Source organism: Paenibacillus sp. JT22N7 (genome assembly GCF_059383875.1).
Window position 1 is genome coordinate 541,352 of the sequence record NZ_JBXENY010000002.1, and the last position, 15,993, is coordinate 557,344.

At 51.8% G+C, this 15,993-nt stretch carries 15 protein-coding genes; 11 read left to right on the plus strand and 4 right to left on the minus strand.

Translation table 11 applies throughout. The features are described 5' to 3' along the window. Window positions 1–55 precede the first annotated feature (55 nt). The 3 genes from AC50Y5_RS07045 to acpS all read left to right on the plus strand — a co-directional run bounded on the left by AC50Y5_RS07045 (window position 56) and on the right by acpS (window position 1,143). Window positions 56–358 carry an SDR family NAD(P)-dependent oxidoreductase gene (locus tag AC50Y5_RS07045; RefSeq protein ID WP_494859421.1) on the plus strand — a complete coding sequence of 101 codons (303 nt, stop codon included), beginning with the start codon at window positions 56–58 and terminating at the stop codon, window positions 356–358. Beyond that, window positions 318–668: a Rossmann-fold NAD(P)-binding domain-containing protein gene (locus AC50Y5_RS07050; protein ID WP_494859423.1), complete on the plus strand. Its 351-nt coding sequence runs from the start codon at window positions 318–320 to the stop codon at window positions 666–668. The genes AC50Y5_RS07045 and AC50Y5_RS07050 overlap by 41 nt, the downstream gene beginning before the upstream one ends. Window positions 669–747: 79 nt before the next feature. Then, the gene (gene acpS, locus AC50Y5_RS07055; protein WP_494859425.1) at window positions 748–1,143 is read left to right on the plus strand and encodes a holo-ACP synthase; all 396 of its coding nucleotides are present in this window, start codon (window positions 748–750) and stop codon (window positions 1,141–1,143) included. A 228-nt stretch (window positions 1,144–1,371) separates the two neighbouring features. Here the strand turns inward: acpS and AC50Y5_RS07060 are convergent, their stop codons facing one another. Then, entirely contained in the window at window positions 1,372–1,728 is a 357-nt protein-coding gene (locus AC50Y5_RS07060) for a c-type cytochrome (protein WP_056042699.1), read from the minus strand. A 154-nt stretch (window positions 1,729–1,882) separates the two neighbouring features. Between AC50Y5_RS07060 and AC50Y5_RS07065 the strand changes: the two genes are divergently transcribed. The 4 genes from AC50Y5_RS07065 (at window position 1,883) to AC50Y5_RS07080 (ending at window position 6,074) form a co-directional block, all read left to right on the plus strand. Beyond that, entirely contained in the window at window positions 1,883–2,779 is an 897-nt protein-coding gene (locus AC50Y5_RS07065; RefSeq protein ID WP_056042697.1) for an AraC family transcriptional regulator, read from the plus strand. Beyond that, a complete protein-coding gene (mutY, locus tag AC50Y5_RS07070) occupies window positions 2,776–4,038 on the plus strand; it encodes an A/G-specific adenine glycosylase (protein WP_494859427.1) in 1,263 nt (420 codons plus the stop codon). Before AC50Y5_RS07065 ends, mutY begins: the two co-directional genes overlap by 4 nt. Before the next feature lie 21 nt (window positions 4,039–4,059). Beyond that, window positions 4,060–4,692, plus strand: coding sequence for a bifunctional 4-hydroxy-2-oxoglutarate aldolase/2-dehydro-3-deoxy-phosphogluconate aldolase (locus AC50Y5_RS07075; protein WP_494859432.1), 633 nt, complete (start codon window positions 4,060–4,062; stop codon window positions 4,690–4,692). Between the two features lie 239 nt (window positions 4,693–4,931). Continuing rightward, window positions 4,932–6,074: a transglutaminase domain-containing protein gene (locus AC50Y5_RS07080; RefSeq protein WP_056042690.1), complete on the plus strand. Its 1,143-nt coding sequence runs from the start codon at window positions 4,932–4,934 to the stop codon at window positions 6,072–6,074. A gap of 194 nt (window positions 6,075–6,268) precedes the next feature. Here AC50Y5_RS07080 and AC50Y5_RS07085 read toward each other — a convergent pair whose 3' ends face one another. Further along, complete coding sequence (locus AC50Y5_RS07085) at window positions 6,269–7,411, minus strand: virulence factor (RefSeq protein ID WP_494859438.1); 1,143 nt, start codon at window positions 7,409–7,411, stop codon at window positions 6,269–6,271. A 172-nt stretch (window positions 7,412–7,583) separates the two neighbouring features. Here AC50Y5_RS07085 and AC50Y5_RS07090 point away from each other — a divergent pair, with 172 nt between their 5' ends. The 3 genes from AC50Y5_RS07090 (at window position 7,584) to AC50Y5_RS07100 (ending at window position 11,754) form a co-directional block, all read left to right on the plus strand. Next, complete coding sequence (locus AC50Y5_RS07090) at window positions 7,584–8,702, plus strand: MBL fold metallo-hydrolase (protein ID WP_494859440.1); 1,119 nt, start codon at window positions 7,584–7,586, stop codon at window positions 8,700–8,702. A gap of 138 nt (window positions 8,703–8,840) precedes the next feature. Next, window positions 8,841–9,911 carry a Gfo/Idh/MocA family protein gene (locus AC50Y5_RS07095; RefSeq protein WP_056042682.1) on the plus strand — a complete coding sequence of 357 codons (1,071 nt, stop codon included), beginning with the start codon at window positions 8,841–8,843 and terminating at the stop codon, window positions 9,909–9,911. A gap of 223 nt (window positions 9,912–10,134) precedes the next feature. Beyond that, window positions 10,135–11,754, plus strand: a complete 1,620-nt coding sequence (locus AC50Y5_RS07100; protein ID WP_056042681.1) for an ABC-F family ATP-binding cassette domain-containing protein — start codon at window positions 10,135–10,137, stop codon at window positions 11,752–11,754. 159 nt (window positions 11,755–11,913) lie between these two features. On the opposite strand, the gene AC50Y5_RS07105 is transcribed toward AC50Y5_RS07100, so the two are convergent. Next, a complete protein-coding gene (locus AC50Y5_RS07105) occupies window positions 11,914–13,134 on the minus strand; it encodes a ParB/RepB/Spo0J family partition protein (protein ID WP_494859442.1) in 1,221 nt (406 codons plus the stop codon). Between the two features lie 177 nt (window positions 13,135–13,311). After that, window positions 13,312–15,039: a methyl-accepting chemotaxis protein gene (locus AC50Y5_RS07110; RefSeq protein WP_494859722.1), complete on the minus strand. Its 1,728-nt coding sequence runs from the start codon at window positions 15,037–15,039 to the stop codon at window positions 13,312–13,314. Window positions 15,040–15,215: 176 nt separating this feature from the next. Here AC50Y5_RS07110 and AC50Y5_RS07115 point away from each other — a divergent pair, with 176 nt between their 5' ends. Next, window positions 15,216–15,986, plus strand: coding sequence for a DeoR/GlpR family DNA-binding transcription regulator (locus AC50Y5_RS07115; RefSeq protein ID WP_494859444.1), 771 nt, complete (start codon window positions 15,216–15,218; stop codon window positions 15,984–15,986). The last annotated feature ends 7 nt before the right edge of the window (window positions 15,987–15,993 follow it).

Consider the following 15,993-nt stretch of genomic DNA (forward strand, 5'->3'; position numbering starts at 1 on the left):
AAGCGGGCAAGCTTCTGTTATTATGGAGCAAATACGTCATATGGGGGAATAGGGCATGGGATATGCGTTAGTGACCGGAGCGGATCGCGGTCTGGGCCTCGGCTTTGTCAGGCAGCTGCTGTTGAAGGGATTTACCGTATTTGCCGGGCGTTATGCCTCGGATCGGGAAGGCTTGTCTGAGCTAAAGCAGCAGTACGGCGAGCGGCTTCATATGATTGAATTAAACGTCGCAGTTGATGATTCCGTTAAGGAAGCATCGCGGCTTGTAGCTATACATACCGATAAGCTGGATATCGTTATCAACAATGCGGCCATACTTGGCGATATTGAGGCCAGCGTGGTGGAAGAGCTCGATTGAAGCGGGCAGCATCGAAGACAGCACGCGTACGAGCTGGTTTGGCTACTGTATGTCGAAGGCAGCATTAAATATGCAATCCAAACTCGTTTACAACCGTATTAAAGAGGGCGGAGGCCATGTGCTCGTGCTTCATCCCGGCCGGGTTCAAACCTATATGCAGGGCAAGCTTGATGCAGAAGGTGATTTTACGCCGGATCGTTCGGCGATTGCGCTTATTGAAATTATGGAGCGCCAGCTTGTCGAAGTGAAGTCAGGGGCAAGACCGGGGCTTATGCTTTTGAATCCAGATGGCTCGCAGCGGCCTTGGTAGCACTTGCAGGCGGGATAGCGATAGGACACAGGAGTCAGGCAGAGCACAGAGCGAGTAATCATTGAAGGCAGGCGAAGCAATGATAGTAGGAATTGGCCATGATATAACGGATATGAACAGAATGCAGGGGATACTTGCCGGCAGCTCGGCGAGGAGATTTTTGCAGCGAATTTTGACAGAGCAGGAGCTTAAACTCGGAGAGGGTTATGAAGGGAAGCGAAAAGTTCAATTTGCGTCGGGCCGTTTTGCGGCGAAGGAGGCGGTAGTCAAAGCGTTTGGCTGTGGCATTGGCGGCATTATTGGCTTTGGCGATATTAATATTTTACGTTCGGAATCCGGGAAGCCGGAGTGTGTATTGTCCGAAGGGGCGTGGCAAAGGCTGGGTTTATCTGCTGCCGCAATACGCGTTCATATTACGATTACGCATGACCGGGAGCTGGCATCTGCCGTAGCCATTGTCGAACGGCTTGCCTAAACGAGCTGCTTATTGTAGCAAAATAGTTGGTTATACAAAATTATGCTACGAATTGTAATGTTGATGTCAACTTTGTCATTATCAGGGGGCTTGCTGCCGATAAAGATAAGGAGACTGAATTCAAGCATCTTAGCTGCCGCTAGCATTCGGCACGTTATATTATACAGCATGTGTTGGCAGCAGGCTTGCTCGCCGCCTATTCCGATGGCGGCGGACAAGCCTGCTCGTCTATTTCTTGCCAGCAAGCCAAGCGGCTAGTCCAGCGATTTCCTCACTTGTGAGACGATCCTTGAAGGGAGGCATGGAGCCTTTGCCATTTTGGAGCTGCTTCACAATGTCTGCCTCGCTCATCCGGGCTCCAACCTGCTGCAGATTGGTCTCAGTACCCATGCGGCCCTGCAGGTCTGTGCCGTGGCAGCTGATGCAATTGGATTTATAGACAGAGGCGGTGCCGTCAGGCGCATCCATATGCGGCGTTGCTTTCGTTCCTGGCTGTGAAGTGCCTCCGCAGGCAGCAAGCAAAACGGTAGTCAGGACTGCAAGCAGCAGCATTTTGCCCCAGACTGATAGAGAAATGCGTAACATAAGGGTTCCTCCCAAGTTATCAATTTTAGGAAATCATAGACTCAGTATAGCGGATTGCTTGCTGCAACTTCCATAGGATTTTGCCAAGGGGGGCGCTATAATAGAAAAGGCTAACAAGAAAATACGACAAGAGATCGGTAGGCATGGAAGGAATATGGAAATAACTGGCGAACATATGCTCAACCAACAGTTTAAGCAGCTAAAGGCTGATGTGATGGTGGCATCCTATTCGAAAAGCCCAGCAGGCTGGATAATGAGGCGCGCTGAGCCTGACTATTTCTGCTTATGCTACGTCGATAAAGGTGAAGGTTGGCTGGAAATGAACGAGACCCAATATAAGGTCAGCGCCGGGCGGCTGTATTTGCTGCGTCCAGGCTGGGCACGAAGGTATGGCTCGCTGGGCGATAATCATTTTATCCATTATTGGTGCCATTTCCGCGCGGAGATGGCTGCCGAATCCTATATCCATTTGGCTCATTTGCCGTTAGAGGTTGAAGTAAAGGATGCGCAGATCGTGAAGCAGCTGTTTACGAAGATGCTCGCGGCGCAGGAAGAGAGCGACCTCACGGGAGAATTGCGGACGAAGGCTGTGCTTTTCGAGCTGATTGCGCTTTTCATGGAGGACAGCCGGACGCAAAACACAACTTTGCTGCAGCTGTCCGAGCATGAGCACTGGAATGATGTGCTCGTCTATGATGAAGTGCTTAATTTTATTGAAGAAAATTTGAAATATCAAATTCCAATTGGTGTGCTGGCCAGACTGGCAGACCTGTCGGCTGAAGGATTTCATGCTGCGTTTAAAAATAAAGTCGGCTGCTCGCTCGTTCAATACATCACGCAGCGGAGAATAGCGACCGCCAAGAAGCTGCTGCGCACGACGAATTTGCCGATTGCCGCAATTGCGGCGGAGGTCGGCATGCTCAATCATTATTTGTCACGGCTGTTCAAGCAGCAGACGGGCATTACGCCTTCGGAATACCGCCGAATTATATGCAGCAGCGCTTGGCAGGAGGCGGGGCAAACAGATCGAGAGGAGTACAGAAATACATGACAGCGGAAGCAAAACAACATTTCAGCAGAGAACTGCTGCATTGGTACCGGAGAGGCAATCGCGATTTGCCATGGCGTAAAAGCCGCGATCCTTACCGGATATGGGTATCGGAAATTATGCTTCAACAAACGAGAGTCGATACCGTTATTCCTTATTATGAACGATTTATGGACAAATTCCCCTCGGTTCAGGCGCTTGCCGAAGCTCCCGAGCCTGAGGTGCTTAAGTGCTGGGAGGGGCTTGGCTATTACTCGCGGGCGCGGAATTTGCAAGCGGGAGCGCGCCAAGTGATGGAACTGCATCAAGGGCAGGTGCCGGATGATAAAACAGCCGTCGCCGCATTGAAAGGCGTTGGGCCTTATACGAGCGGGGCGATTATGAGCATCGCCTTTAATCGGCCTGAGCCAGCTGTAGATGGCAACGTCATGCGCGTGCTTTCCCGTTATTTTGCGCTGGAGGATGATATTGCGAAGCCAGCCACGCGGGTGAAAATCGAAAAGCTCGCCGCCGAGCTCATTCCTGAAGGCGCAGCAGGCGATTTCAATCAAGCACTAATGGAGCTGGGAGCGCTCGTCTGTACGCCAAAGTCGCCTAGCTGCCTGCCATGTCCGGTTATGGAGCATTGCGAGGCAAGAATCGAAGGCCGCGAGACGGTGCTTCCTATTAAATCGAAGGCGAAGCCGCCGCGGCCGGAAGCGCGCATTGGCGTCATAATCGAAGGCTCAGGTGAGCATAAAGGCAAGGTGCTTGTCCGGCAGCGTCCGGCAACCGGGCTGCTTGCCCAAATGTGGGAGCTGCCGCATTTGCTCGTGCCGAAGGAGCTGGAACCGCTGCTGCGTTTCGGGGAAGAGCAGCTGACAGAGCAAGCACCGCTTGGCGGTCTGCTGACCGAGGCCGTCGCAGGCGATACGGGCTTGCTCATTCGTCCTCAGCGCCAGCTGATGGATGCCGATCATATTTTCAGCCATATCCATTGGAAAATGAGAGTTTATAAGGCGGATCTAGGTACGATGAATGCAGGGCCTACGGTGCCAATGGCGCAAATGGCTGCTGAAGCTGCGGCTGTCTATACAGCTGCTGGAAAGCAGCTTGCAGAGCAGGTTGAGCAAGCAGGGCAGGCAGAGCGAACAGAGCAGGCGGAACAGCAGGGAGAGCCCCGAAAGCCGTATCGATGGATTGGACCGGAGCATATGGATGAGCTGGCCTTTCCGAATTTATTTTTGAAAATTTTACGAGATTATTGGAATCAGGATTTGTAAAGCCGAAGGGGGAGCTTTGGAATGAGCGAAACGTTGAAGCAGCTGCTTGAGCACAAAATCGTTGCAATTCTTAGAGGAATTGAGGATCGCCATGCTGATGCGGCAGGACAAGCATTAATAGACGGCGGAATCCGCCTAATGGAAATTACGCTGAATACGCAAGGCGCTACAACGATGATCCATCGCTGGCGCACCAAGTTTGACGGTCAGGCTATTGTCGGCGCAGGTACGGTGCTGGACCTTAAGATGGCGCAGGAGGCATTAGCGGCAGGGGCACAGTTTATTATTTCGCCGAATCTCGACGAGGAGGTTATTGCTTACGGCGCGGAGCATGGCGTTTCTGTGTGGCCTGGCGTCATGACCCCTACCGAAATCGTCAAAGCTTGGAAGGCTGGAGCGGAAGCGGTCAAGCTGTTCCCGATGGGAACGCTGGGCACAAAATATTTGGCTGAAATTCGCGGCCCGCTGGACCATATTCCGATTATGGCGACAGGCGGAGCGGATTTGCATAACCTCGGCGAATATTTCGGCGCTGGCGCAAATGCCGTCGGTCTGGGCAGCAAGCTCGTTAACCTTGAATGGGTACGAGAAGGCAAGCTTGAACTTGTTACGGAGCGGGCGCGGCAGTTCGTTGATGCGGTGAGCAAGCTGTAATTCGGGCTCATCCATCGTTACCCCAAACTAGCAATTGTATATTATGAGTTTTCCATCATCCAATGGGGGTAATGAATAAACAAAAGGGCCTGCGGCAACAAGGCCGCAGGCTGCAAGAGAGAATATATAATAAAGGGGGGTCATAAAGCTAGTATAATTGGATAAGATGAATATAACCTGAGCGATATATTACAGTTTTATTACAAGAAGGAAATCGGTTACAAAAAAGGTGGGTGAGCATGATGCGTTTTTCCATTTGGAAACCGGCAGTTATTGCGGTGGCGGTGTTAGGCACGCTTTATTTTACAATGAAGCCGGAGTGGCTGCCTGTATTTGCAGCATCGGAGCAGCAGGGCCAAGGCAGCGGAACGATCAGTCAATTGGAGCAGGAATTGGCCGCACATTTTAAAAATAGAGAAGAGCATTTTACGCTTCAATATAACGGGGATAGCAGCAAGCTGTCGGCGGAGCTTAAATCTATTATTGACCGCGCGATGGCGAAGGATGATTATACGGCGTATATTTTGGAGTCGTATGTGTATACGACGCGCAGTCTCGGTACTCGTTCAACGATCAAGATGGAGGCGAGCTACCGGGAATCGAAGGAGCAGACGGCCGAGGTTGACCGCGTAGTCGCGCAGCAGCTTAAGAAGCTTATAACCTCAGGCATGAATGACCATTTGAAGGTGAAGGCTATTCATGACTGGATTGCGGGCAAGCTGAGATATGACCAGTCGCTGAGCAATTATACCGCTTATGAAGCGATTACGACTGGAAGCGCGGTATGCCAGGGCTATGCGCTGCTTGCCTACAAAATGCTGAGTGAAGCGGGCATTACGACGAAAATTGCCGAGGGTACAGTTGATACGGGCGATCATGCGTGGAATATGGTGAAGCTGGATGGGCATTGGTACCATCTCGATGTGACATGGGATGATCCGGTAGCGACCGATCCCGCAGCGCCAGCCGATACGATCCAGTACAGCTATTATTTAAAAACGGACAAGGAAATGCGTCATGACCATCAATGGAAAAAAAGCTATCCAGCCGCGACTACTTCGTATTCCGCAGAGCTAGACAAGCTTGAGAAGAAAGGCGGCTCCGCCGCAGCTTCTTACAAAAAGCTTGGGCAGCAGCTTGGCTTTCAGTGGCTGAAGCCGGAAAACATCGTCGCTGATCGCGCGGCGCTGACAGAAAAAATCCGCGCTGGCGTAAAACGCGGAGCGACCAGCCTGGAGTTTCGCTATTTGAAAGGCGATACGTTTTCTGCTGATCTCAAAAGCGCCGTAGCTGCGCTGCAAGTGCCGATTGGCTATTCAGCGCGCTATGAGCCCTATTTGCATGATGGCTCGCAGCTGGTGAAATTGCAGCTGACCTATTGAATATTGTACGAGCCGCACAGTTAAGCATAAGCTTTACAGCGAAAAAATGATCCCAATAGCAAAGCGATTCAAATAGCAAAAAACCTCCTGTCTCCCTTCAACTTACTGAAGGTGAGCCAGGAGGTCTTTTGTTTATAGCGGCAAAAGAAAAGGTAATCTTTAAGTAAGAGCGCAAAGCATATGCAGCTCGAGCTTTATTTGCCCTGCTGGCGAGCGGCTGTCATTTGCTGCCAAACGGAGCCAGCAGCTTCCTCGCCACGCTCGATGCGCTCCAAGGCGATTTGCGCTTGCAGCTGAATCTCGAACTCGCTGTCCTGTGCTGCAATGCGCAGGGCAGGAATAGCCGATTCGTCGCCAACTTCATACAGGAAACGGGCGGCCCGCCAGCGCACAAGCTTGTTCGTGTCGCTGAGCGATTCGATCATCGGCGCAGTAGCGGCAGGATCGCCCCAATCGGAAAGGGTATCCCCAGCTGTTCTGCGAACCGATACCGATTTGTCGCGAAGCGCCTGGAATAAATAAGGCATCGCCTCATCTGTGCGAAGGTCGCCCAAATAGACAACGGCGAGCCGTCTGATCGACACCGTGTCGTCGGTCAGCGCCTTGGCAAGCAGCGGCAGCAGCGCAGGCTCGGGCGTCAGGCGGTCAAGCGCGGCATAACGAATGCGCCAGTCCGGCGATTCCAGCCGCTCGGCAATTTCGCCCGCGGTTAGCGGAGCAGGCCGTGCCGGAGCGGCTGCGGCATCGCCGTCCGCTGCGCCTTGCGCCTTGGCGGCGGCGATTAGCTCTACTAGCCGCTCCGCCGTATAGGCGGCTTCCAGCTCGCGGACGACATCGGCGGCGATTTCTTCAAGCTCGCCATAGCGGATGCCGAACTCCTCCAGCTTGCGTTCGCGGATCATCGAGGAGCCGGCCGCCTCGCTGACGGCGTTCGTGAACTGCTCGGGCAGCGCGGAGCGGGCTTCGCGCTCGCCATTTTTCACTCGTACCTGCATCGGAATGCCCCGATACATCTGTACGAGCACATGCGCCTCGCCGTAGCTGTTCTCGGTCAAGGCTGCTTGCCCAGCTCCGCTGTCGTCGCCGTGCAGCAGCGTTCTTGCTTCGGCGAGAATGAACGCCCAATCCGCACTCGATACGCGGTCCAGGGCAATAAAATCAGCGGTGCGGAAAATGCTGCGCACCCCTTCTATAGCAAGGAGGCTTTTCAGTGGCTCCGGTGCGCTTTCTGCTTCTTTTTTCGAAAAAGTTTGTCTTACGCCGCGCGGCAGCGATTCATCCATATTCAGTTTCATGGAGTTCGGGCTGGGCGTCGGTTCAATGGATAAAAGCTTCACATTTATCATCCTCCGTTCATACAATTCAAAGGTTATGGGTTTAGTTTACATGAATTTGCAGGAGGATGCGAATACAAGGTGCATTAGAAGTGTCAGGAAAGTTGCTTCGATCACTCTTAGTTGGTATCTTAAAGCTATACTCTATTTTCGTAACGCGTAGGAGGAAGCCAGGATGAAACCCAGAAGATTTGAGAATCAGCAGCAGGTTGAACAGCATAACTCCTTTAAACAGTTTCAAAGATGGCGCTCAGAACGATCAAACAAGATGAAAATCAAAGATTATTCATATACCGTGCCGAATGTAGAGCCGGATCTGCAATATTTGCACCACAATCGCAAGCATCCTTCCGTCACATGGGTCGGACATTCGACTTTTCTAATCCAGATGGCGGGGCTCAACATTGTGACGGACCCGGTCTGGTCAGGGAATATGGCTTTTGAAAAAAGGCTTGCGCCCCCGGGCATTCCCATCAGCGATGTACCCCCGGTTGACGTCGTGCTCATTTCGCATTCGCACTATGACCATTTGAACATTAACTCGCTCCGCAAGCTGGGAGGCGTGAAGCAAATTCTCGTCCCTGCGGGACTTGCAGGCAAGCTTAAGCTCAAGGGCTTTCGCCGCATTAAGGAGCTGCATTGGTGGGAATCGGTCCATATTCATGGCGTAAAATTCACGTTCGTGCCGTCTCAGCACTGGACGAGGCGCAATCCGTGGGATACGAACAGCTCGCATTGGGGCGGCTGGGTGATGGAGCCATATGCAACGCTGCCAAGCGGAAGCGGCGACCACTCGCACGCGCAAGTGCATCTGCACGGCATGGGCGGAAGTAGCAGTGTGGCGGAGCGTGAGCAGCCAGCAGCAGCAGCGGCATCGGAAGCAGTCAAAGCAGCAGATCGCCTGGGCCATTCCCACGGGCCGGGACATGCTGCCCGTCCTGTAACGGGAATTGCGCCCACCGTCTATTTTGCAGGTGACAGCGGATATTTTCCCGGCTTTAAGGACATTGGGCGCAAATTCCATATCGATGTTGCGCTCATGCCGATAGGCGCCTATGAGCCGGAATGGTTCATGGGGCCGCAGCATGTGACGCCGGAGGAATCGCTGCAGGCGTTCGAGGATGTGAAGGCGAAGTATTTTGTGCCGATGCATTATGGTGCCTTCAAGCTGGCTGATGATACGCCGCGCGAAGCGCTGGACCGCCTAGAAGCTTGCCGGGAAAGCCGCTGTATTGAGGAAGAGCGGATAGTCGTGCTGCCTCATGGGGAATCTTGGCGGCTTGCAGGACAATAAATGCCAAACGCGGACAAGAGAAAGCCAAAACTGTGAAATGACTTCCTGCCCGTTTCAAGCGTATACTTAGTAAGCAGGCAAATAGACAATGAACGACAATAATAAATAACAGCGCATCGTTATTAGGAGGAGCACGTAATGAGTCAACCGATTCGTATTGGGATTATTGGGGCCGGGGCTATCGGCAAAGTGCATATGGAAACGTTTCAGAAGGTTGGGGCCGAAGCCGCAATTGTAACGGCAGTAACGGATGTATATTTGCCGCTTGCTGAGCAGCGCGCAGCGGAATTTGGCATCGCGACGATTCACGAAAGCCCGCAGGCGCTCTTGGAAGATCCGGAGCTCGATGCAGTCATTATCGGCGTTCCGAACCAATTTCACGCGCCTTTAGCCATTGAGGCATTGAAGCAGGGCAAGCATGTGCTGCTTGAGAAGCCGATGGCAATTGATTCCGAGGCGGCCCGCACCATTTATGAAGCGTCGCAGGCTGCTGGCAAAGTACTTATGATGGCGCATCAAATGCGCTGGCTCGGCATTAACCGTGCCATTAAAGCGCGTGTGGAAAATGGCGATCTCGGCTCCATCTACAATGTAAAAACCGGTTGGTTCCGCAAAAAAGGCATTCCAGGCTGGGGTTCATGGTTTACCCGCAAGGATCAGGCAGGTGGCGGCCCGCTTATCGATATTGGCGTGCATATGCTTGATTTGTCGCTATATTTGATGGGAAACCCGCGTCCGGTATCGGTATATGGCTCGACGTATGCCGAGTTTGGCCCGAAGCGCCGCGGCATCGGCACTTGGGGTACGCCGAATTGGGACGGCTATTATGATGTTGAGGATTTGGCGACAGCGCTGATCAAGTTTGAAAATGGCGCGACCTTGTCGCTGGACGTAAGCTGGGCTGCACATTCGGCTTCGCTAAGCGAGGAGCCATTTATCCATCTGATGGGTACGGAAGGCGGAGCGGCGCTTGTTGGTACGAACGGCTGCTTCGTTACCCATGAGGATGATAAAGTAGTGGAATCAGAAATCGCGCCATTTGATGGAGAAGAGGACCGCGTGCTGCTGAGCAGGCATTTCATCGACTGCATTAACGAAGGCAAGCAGCCGATTGCTTCGGCGCTAAGTGGATATACGAACAGTCGGATATTGGATGCGATCTACGAATCCTCCCGTACCGGCAATGAAGTGAAGCTGCACTGGGACTAAGCTTGGAGCAGGGTTAGCAGCGCAGAAGGCCTTATGCGGCCTTGCAGGCGCAGGGCACATAAGGAGCACGGTCCCGAAGGTCGCCGTTTGAAACGGCAGCTTCACCGGGGCCTGTTCGCGCGCAAAAATGCAGCGAATTGACAATTCGAGGTTCGTTTGCGGGCATACTGTGCTATAATAATGCAAGATAATGAGAATGAATGTGAAGGACGGGATTGGAACCATGATTAGTACTACTGGCATAACGCTTCGATTTGGGAAGCGGGCGCTTTTTGAAGATGTTAGCATTAAGTTTACGCCGGGCAACTGCTACGGCCTTATTGGCGCGAACGGCGCAGGTAAATCGACGTTTTTGAAAATATTGTCCGGAGAAGTAGAGCAATCAAGCGGTGAGGTTCATATTACACCGGGCGAGCGTCTTGCTGTACTCAGACAGAACCATTTTGAATATGACGAGTTTGCTGTTATTGAAACGGTTATGATGGGCCACAAGAAGCTTTATGATGTAATGAAAGAGAAAGATGCGCTGTATGCGAAAGCTGATTTTACCGATGAAGACGGCATGCGCGCAGGCGAGCTGGAAGCTGAATTCGCCGACATGAACGGCTGGGAAGCCGAGTCGCAAGCGGCAGAAATGCTGAACGGCCTTGGCATCACGCCAGATCTGCATGACAAGTCGATGTCGGAGCTGAGCGGTAACGAGAAGGTACGTGTATTGCTCGCGCAAGCATTGTTCGGCGAACCGAACATTTTGCTGCTCGATGAGCCTACCAACCACTTGGACATTGAGTCGATCCGCTGGTTAGAAGATTTCCTTGCAAAATATGAAGGAACTGTCGTCGTGGTCAGCCATGACCGTCACTTCCTGAACACGGTATGTACGCATATCGCCGATATCGATTTTGGTAAAATCCAGATGTATGTCGGCAACTACGACTTCTGGTATGAGTCCAGCCAGCTGGCGCTTTCCTTGATGCGCGGCGAGAACAAGAAGAAGGAAGACAAAATTAAAGAGCTGCAAGCGTTCATTCAGCGTTTCAGCGCGAACAAATCGAAATCCAAGCAGGCAACTTCCCGTAAGAAGCTGCTTGATAAAATTTCCCTCGATGACATTCGTCCTTCGAACCGGAAATATCCGTTTATCAACTTCAAGGGCGAACGCGAAGCCGGCAAATCGCTGCTGCTCGTAGAAGGCTTGACGAAGTCTGTAGAAGGCGTGAAGGTGCTGGATAACCTGACGATTGCCGTTAATAAAGGCGATAAAATCGCTTTTGTTGGCCCGAACGAACAGCCGAAGACGCTATTGTTCCAAGTTTTGATGGGCGAGGTTGAAGCGGATGCTGGTACTTACCAGTGGGGCGTTACAACAACGCAAGGCTATTTCCCGAAAGACAACTCGTCGTACTTCGACGGTGTTGATCTGAACTTGGTCGAGTGGCTGCGCCAGTATTCCAAAGATCCGGATGAGACCTTCATTCGCGGCTTCCTTGGACGCATGCTGTTCTCTGGCGACGATGCGATTAAGAAAGCAAGCGTATTGTCCGGTGGAGAAAAGGTCCGCTGTATGCTATCCAAAATCATGCTCAGCGGCTCCAACGTATTCCTGATGGATGAGCCGACGAATCACTTGGATCTCGAATCCATTACAGCGCTCAATAACGGCTTAATCGATACGGATTGCACGGTTCTGTTCACTTCGCATGACCATCAGTTCGTTCAAACGATTGCCAACCGCATTATGGAAATTACGCCTAACGGACTGATAGATCGCATGATGACGTATGATGAGTACCTTGAAAGCGAAGAGGTTAAAGCGCTTCGGGAAAAAATGTACGCAGAATAATAGAGCTGGATTCAGCTTGCAATAGAGAAAGGCTGCCCCTCGTCTGTATGGACGATAGGGCAGCCTTTTTTGTGTTTGATGCAGCGGGTTTATAGCAATTTTAGTAGCACTAGCAATAGTAAACTCTCAAAGAACGTATAAAGCTTGGTATTAGGTAGGCTATTCTTTAAGCTGGTTCCATTCCATCAGCTGATGCTGCAAATGGACAATTAGCTTGTCGACGTCCTGTAGAAAAGTGTCTCTGGCTTCCGTTTCCATGCTTTCAAGCGCTTTTGCCAGTGGCGGCGCGCCCGCAGCCTCCAGCGTCATCATTAATTGCTGAAGCTGGGCTAGCACAGGAGGCATACCATCGACATCCCCATCGACATCCGCTTCTGCTTCGGCAGTAGCTCCTGTCACTACGCCTGTAACAGGAGCAGGAGCAGTTGCTGCAGACCCATTAGCAGCTGGTGGCTGCGCGGCCGAAACCGAAACAGCTGCGATATCTGCAGAAGCCGCATCAGCAGCAAGCAAAGCTGTTTGATTAGGCAGATTGTCCAATACGCCGACCTGCTGCTGTTCTTGCCCTTGTACAAGCTGCTGCATAGGCTGCTGCCCAGATTGCTGCTCCGCTTGCGAGGGGGCAGCTTTCTTTTTCGGCTCTGCTGGCTGGGCGGGCTTGGCCCGTTCAGCTTTGTTGTTCTGGCGAATGGACCACGTTTCGAGCAGCGCGGGGCCGTTCTTGAACAGCAGCTTCTCCTTCGTGCTAGCGGAAATGTCTGGATCTTTGAATAGCTTGGCGATTTTCTTGACATCGCTGACTGGCATTTCGTCACGCGCAAAAATAAGCGCGAGCGGGTCGCGCAGCTCCATCGGCAAGTCTTTAAGCGGAAGCAGCTGATCTTCCGTCAGCATATCCTTGCGGATTGCTGTGCCGCTGACGATCCGCTTCTTGACCGCGCTGCTGAATTTGAGCAGCTCGCATTTATTTTTTATATACGATTCCGGCTTGCTGAGCTTGCTCGCCAGAAATTTCACCGAGCTGCTGAATTTCTCATTGTTCAGCAGCTTGTGAAACGCCTCCGCCTCTTCAATCGGCGAGAAGCCCTCACGCGTCAAATTTTCGGCGATTTGCTCCAAATAAATATCCATTTCATTGGTCATCGTCGAGACGATGCAAGGAATCGTCGGCTTCCCGAGCGCGATGCAAGCTTTATATCTGCGGTTGCCATATATAATTTTGTAGCGTCCGTTATCCGTTTTTCTGACTTTAATCGGCGACAGCAAGCCAAGCTCCGAGATGCTGGTTATGAGCTCCTGCAGCGACTGCTCGTCGAATTGGTAACGGGGCTGGTCCGTATCTTCATCAATCAGATTAATATCCATTTGTATAATGTCCATATCTACTCTCCTATCTATAAACCAGGCTTCCATGCCAGCATGGCAGGGCTAATGGGCCAACCTTCATTATATAACAAGGAGGGCCTTCGGGGAAATGAAGGCCCTAGAAATGACGGGATTTTATGCTTCTATTTCACTGCGAAACGGGCGCCGCATACAAAGGAAGGAAACGTTTATTTACGCTTGTTCCGTTTTAAAACGGCTAATGAGTGCGTTTAGCTCCTCAGAGAGCTGACGCAGCGATTCCGCTGATGAGCTGATCTCATTCATCGAGGCCAGCTGCAGCCCGGAAGCATCAGCAACCTGTTCAAAACGGGAGGCCGACCCGCGGGAGATGCTCTCCATATCCTCGATGGAGGCCGCAACCTCCTGCGATCCGGCGGACAGCTGTTCGGATGCGGCAGATACTTCGTGCAGGCGCTCATTAATCGTACCAATGCCGGAATGGATGGAGGAGAACGATGCTCCGGCCTCCTGTACAACGCTTAATCCTGCGACTACTTCCGTATTGCTCGTTTCCATCTGCCTGGACAGCTCGGAGGTATGGCGGACAATTTCAGAGATGAGCGTTGCCACATGCTCGGAGGATTCCTGTGATTGTGTAGCAAGCTTCCTCACCTCGGAGGCAACGACGGCGAAGCCGCGCCCTTCCTCGCCTGCACGGGCAGCCTCGATTCCAGCATTAAGGGCAAGCAAATTGGTTTGTGCGGCAATGCCTTTCATAATCGCAATAATCTCGACAATTTTACCGGAATGCTGCTCAAGCTGGGCAGACGTTTCGGTCATTTTGGAAGTGGCGGCATGAATGGTGTCCATCCGCTCAATGACAGCGGAAATCGCTTCTTCGCCATTTTTAGCGCTGCTTGTCGTCGCTTCCGAAACGGATGAGACGATGACAGCGGAATGGGCAATGTGCTGCATGCTTGAAGTTATCGCTTCCATCGCATGCGTGACTTCCCCAGCACGTACAACCTGAGCGGCAGCGCCTTCCGACGTTTGCTGAATGCTGTCTGTAATCGTAACGCCTGCTTCCTTCGTCGCAAGGGAATGGGAAGAAACGGCTTCGGCAGCTGTAAGCAGCCGGTCTGAGCTGCTGCGAATGCCGCTAATGACCATGCGCGTATCTTCTACAAACGTCTTGAAAGCAGCGGCCAGCTGTCCAACCTCATCCTTGCGGTTCAGGTCAATGGCGACCGTTAAGTCGCCGCTGCCGACACGGGCAATCAGCTTTTTAAGCTGGACGAGCGGCCCTGTCAAATATCGGGCGAGCAAATAAACGAGCAGCAGACTGAGCACAAAAATCGCCAGTGCCATCCATATCATCGTATTGCGGTTTTGTTCCATTAGCTCGAACACCTTAGTCGCATCAAGATCAGCCCCGACGAGGCCAAGCAGCTTGCCATCGGCAGACATAATCGGCACATAAGCAGATAAAGTAGAACCATAATCATCTTGAGTCAGCTCGCCAATGCTCGGCTTCATTTCTTGAAAGGTTGTAATCATGCCAGCATAGGGAGTCTCTTCAACCGAACCGAAGGGGGAAAAATCATCCTCTGCTACGTCCTGAGGGGCTCCATCGACGACATAGAAGTAGACCGGCTGTCCACCCTCTTCGCGCATGCCGAGCGTATATAAATATTTTAAGCCGTTCGCTTCACGCATATCGTTAAGCTGGGCACGAAGCTCATTGTAATAATCAGTTTGCTCCATGCCTGTGCTGAGCTTATCATATTGCTTCGTATCAACAAGGCTGGCTGCCCGCTCCGCTACGGATTGTGCTTGCATTCCCATCGAGTTTTCTACTAAATGGGCGGAAGCACGATAGAGCGTAACACCAAGCACCGAGCCAATAATAAGCAAAATAATCGAGAAAAACATAAAAATACGCATAAACAAGCTATTCATCAATGAAAGCAGCCTCCCTGGCATCTTTTGCAGCAATAGTTCGTAAGTTTTACTACCTATATGTATCGGCAAAAATAGAAGGCGTTATTAGGGCGGGCAGAGGGCCAATCACAAACAAACAGAAATATGCTATAATCGCACCATAAGAATCATTCAAAGAAAGTGGAGCATACCTTATGTTTGCGATAGAGAGAATCAAAAAAATTAAACAAATTTTATTAAAAGACAAGCGTGTTGACGTTGTGGAGCTGAGCGAACGTTTCTCGGTGACCGAGGTAACGATTCGCCGGGATCTCGACAAGCTGGAGCAGCAAGGTTTTTTGGTGAAAATATATGGCGGTGCCGTGCTGAATGAGGAAGATCAGCCGGGCATGCCGACACTGGCAGTAGAAGACAAGCTGCAGGGCGAGAAGCGGCTTATTGGGCAAATTGCCTCGCGGCATATTGAGAACGGCGAAGCGATTTTTATCGGGACGGGTACAACTTGTTTGGAAATTGCCAGGCACTTGAAGGAGAAGAAAGTGACGGTCGTCACGAATGACCTGCTAGTCGCATTAGCGCTTAAAGATACGCAAGGTGTGAAGGTTATGCTGACAGGCGGCGATTTAATTGCGGGCACCTCTACGCTCATAGGCGGTTTTGCGCTGCAGACGCTAAGCGGCATTTATGTGACGAAGGCGTTTATTGGCGTGAAGGGGGCTCATTTTCAGGCGGGCTATACGGTTGACAGCTATGAGGAAGCGATGATGATTCAGGGCGTGCAGCGCATGGCAGGCGAAATCATTATAGCTGCGGATTATACGAAATTTGATGCGCCGGGCTTTGCGAAGCTGGGAGAGCTGACGATGGCGGGCAAAGTAATCACAAACAAACAGCTGCCGGCCGAATATAAAAAATATTATTTTGAACATGCAATCAAGCTGTATACGACGTTTGAGCTGGAGTAGTCCTGCG

What these genes read in the sequence shown, in the direction of transcription:
- AC50Y5_RS07090 (WP_494859440.1), top strand. Translation starts at nt 7,584, where the DNA reads ATGAAACCCAGAAGATTTGAGAATCAGCAGCAGGTTGAACAGCATAAC.
- AC50Y5_RS07075 (WP_494859432.1), top strand. Translation starts at nt 4,060, where the DNA reads ATGAGCGAAACGTTGAAGCAGCTGCTTGAGCACAAAATCGTTGCAATT.
- mutY (WP_494859427.1), top strand. Translation starts at nt 2,776, where the DNA reads ATGACAGCGGAAGCAAAACAACATTTCAGCAGAGAACTGCTGCATTGG.
- AC50Y5_RS07065 (WP_056042697.1), top strand. Translation starts at nt 1,883, where the DNA reads ATGGAAATAACTGGCGAACATATGCTCAACCAACAGTTTAAGCAGCTA.
- AC50Y5_RS07080 (WP_056042690.1), top strand. Translation starts at nt 4,932, where the DNA reads ATGATGCGTTTTTCCATTTGGAAACCGGCAGTTATTGCGGTGGCGGTG.
- AC50Y5_RS07060 (WP_056042699.1), bottom strand. Translation starts at nt 1,728, where the DNA reads ATGTTACGCATTTCTCTATCAGTCTGGGGCAAAATGCTGCTGCTTGCA.
- acpS (WP_494859425.1), top strand. Translation starts at nt 748, where the DNA reads ATGATAGTAGGAATTGGCCATGATATAACGGATATGAACAGAATGCAG.
- AC50Y5_RS07110 (WP_494859722.1), bottom strand. Translation starts at nt 15,039, where the DNA reads ATGAATAGCTTGTTTATGCGTATTTTTATGTTTTTCTCGATTATTTTG.
- AC50Y5_RS07045 (WP_494859421.1), top strand. Translation starts at nt 56, where the DNA reads ATGGGATATGCGTTAGTGACCGGAGCGGATCGCGGTCTGGGCCTCGGC.
- AC50Y5_RS07095 (WP_056042682.1), top strand. Translation starts at nt 8,841, where the DNA reads ATGAGTCAACCGATTCGTATTGGGATTATTGGGGCCGGGGCTATCGGC.
- AC50Y5_RS07115 (WP_494859444.1), top strand. Translation starts at nt 15,216, where the DNA reads ATGTTTGCGATAGAGAGAATCAAAAAAATTAAACAAATTTTATTAAAA.
- AC50Y5_RS07100 (WP_056042681.1), top strand. Translation starts at nt 10,135, where the DNA reads ATGATTAGTACTACTGGCATAACGCTTCGATTTGGGAAGCGGGCGCTT.
- AC50Y5_RS07105 (WP_494859442.1), bottom strand. Translation starts at nt 13,134, where the DNA reads ATGGACATTATACAAATGGATATTAATCTGATTGATGAAGATACGGAC.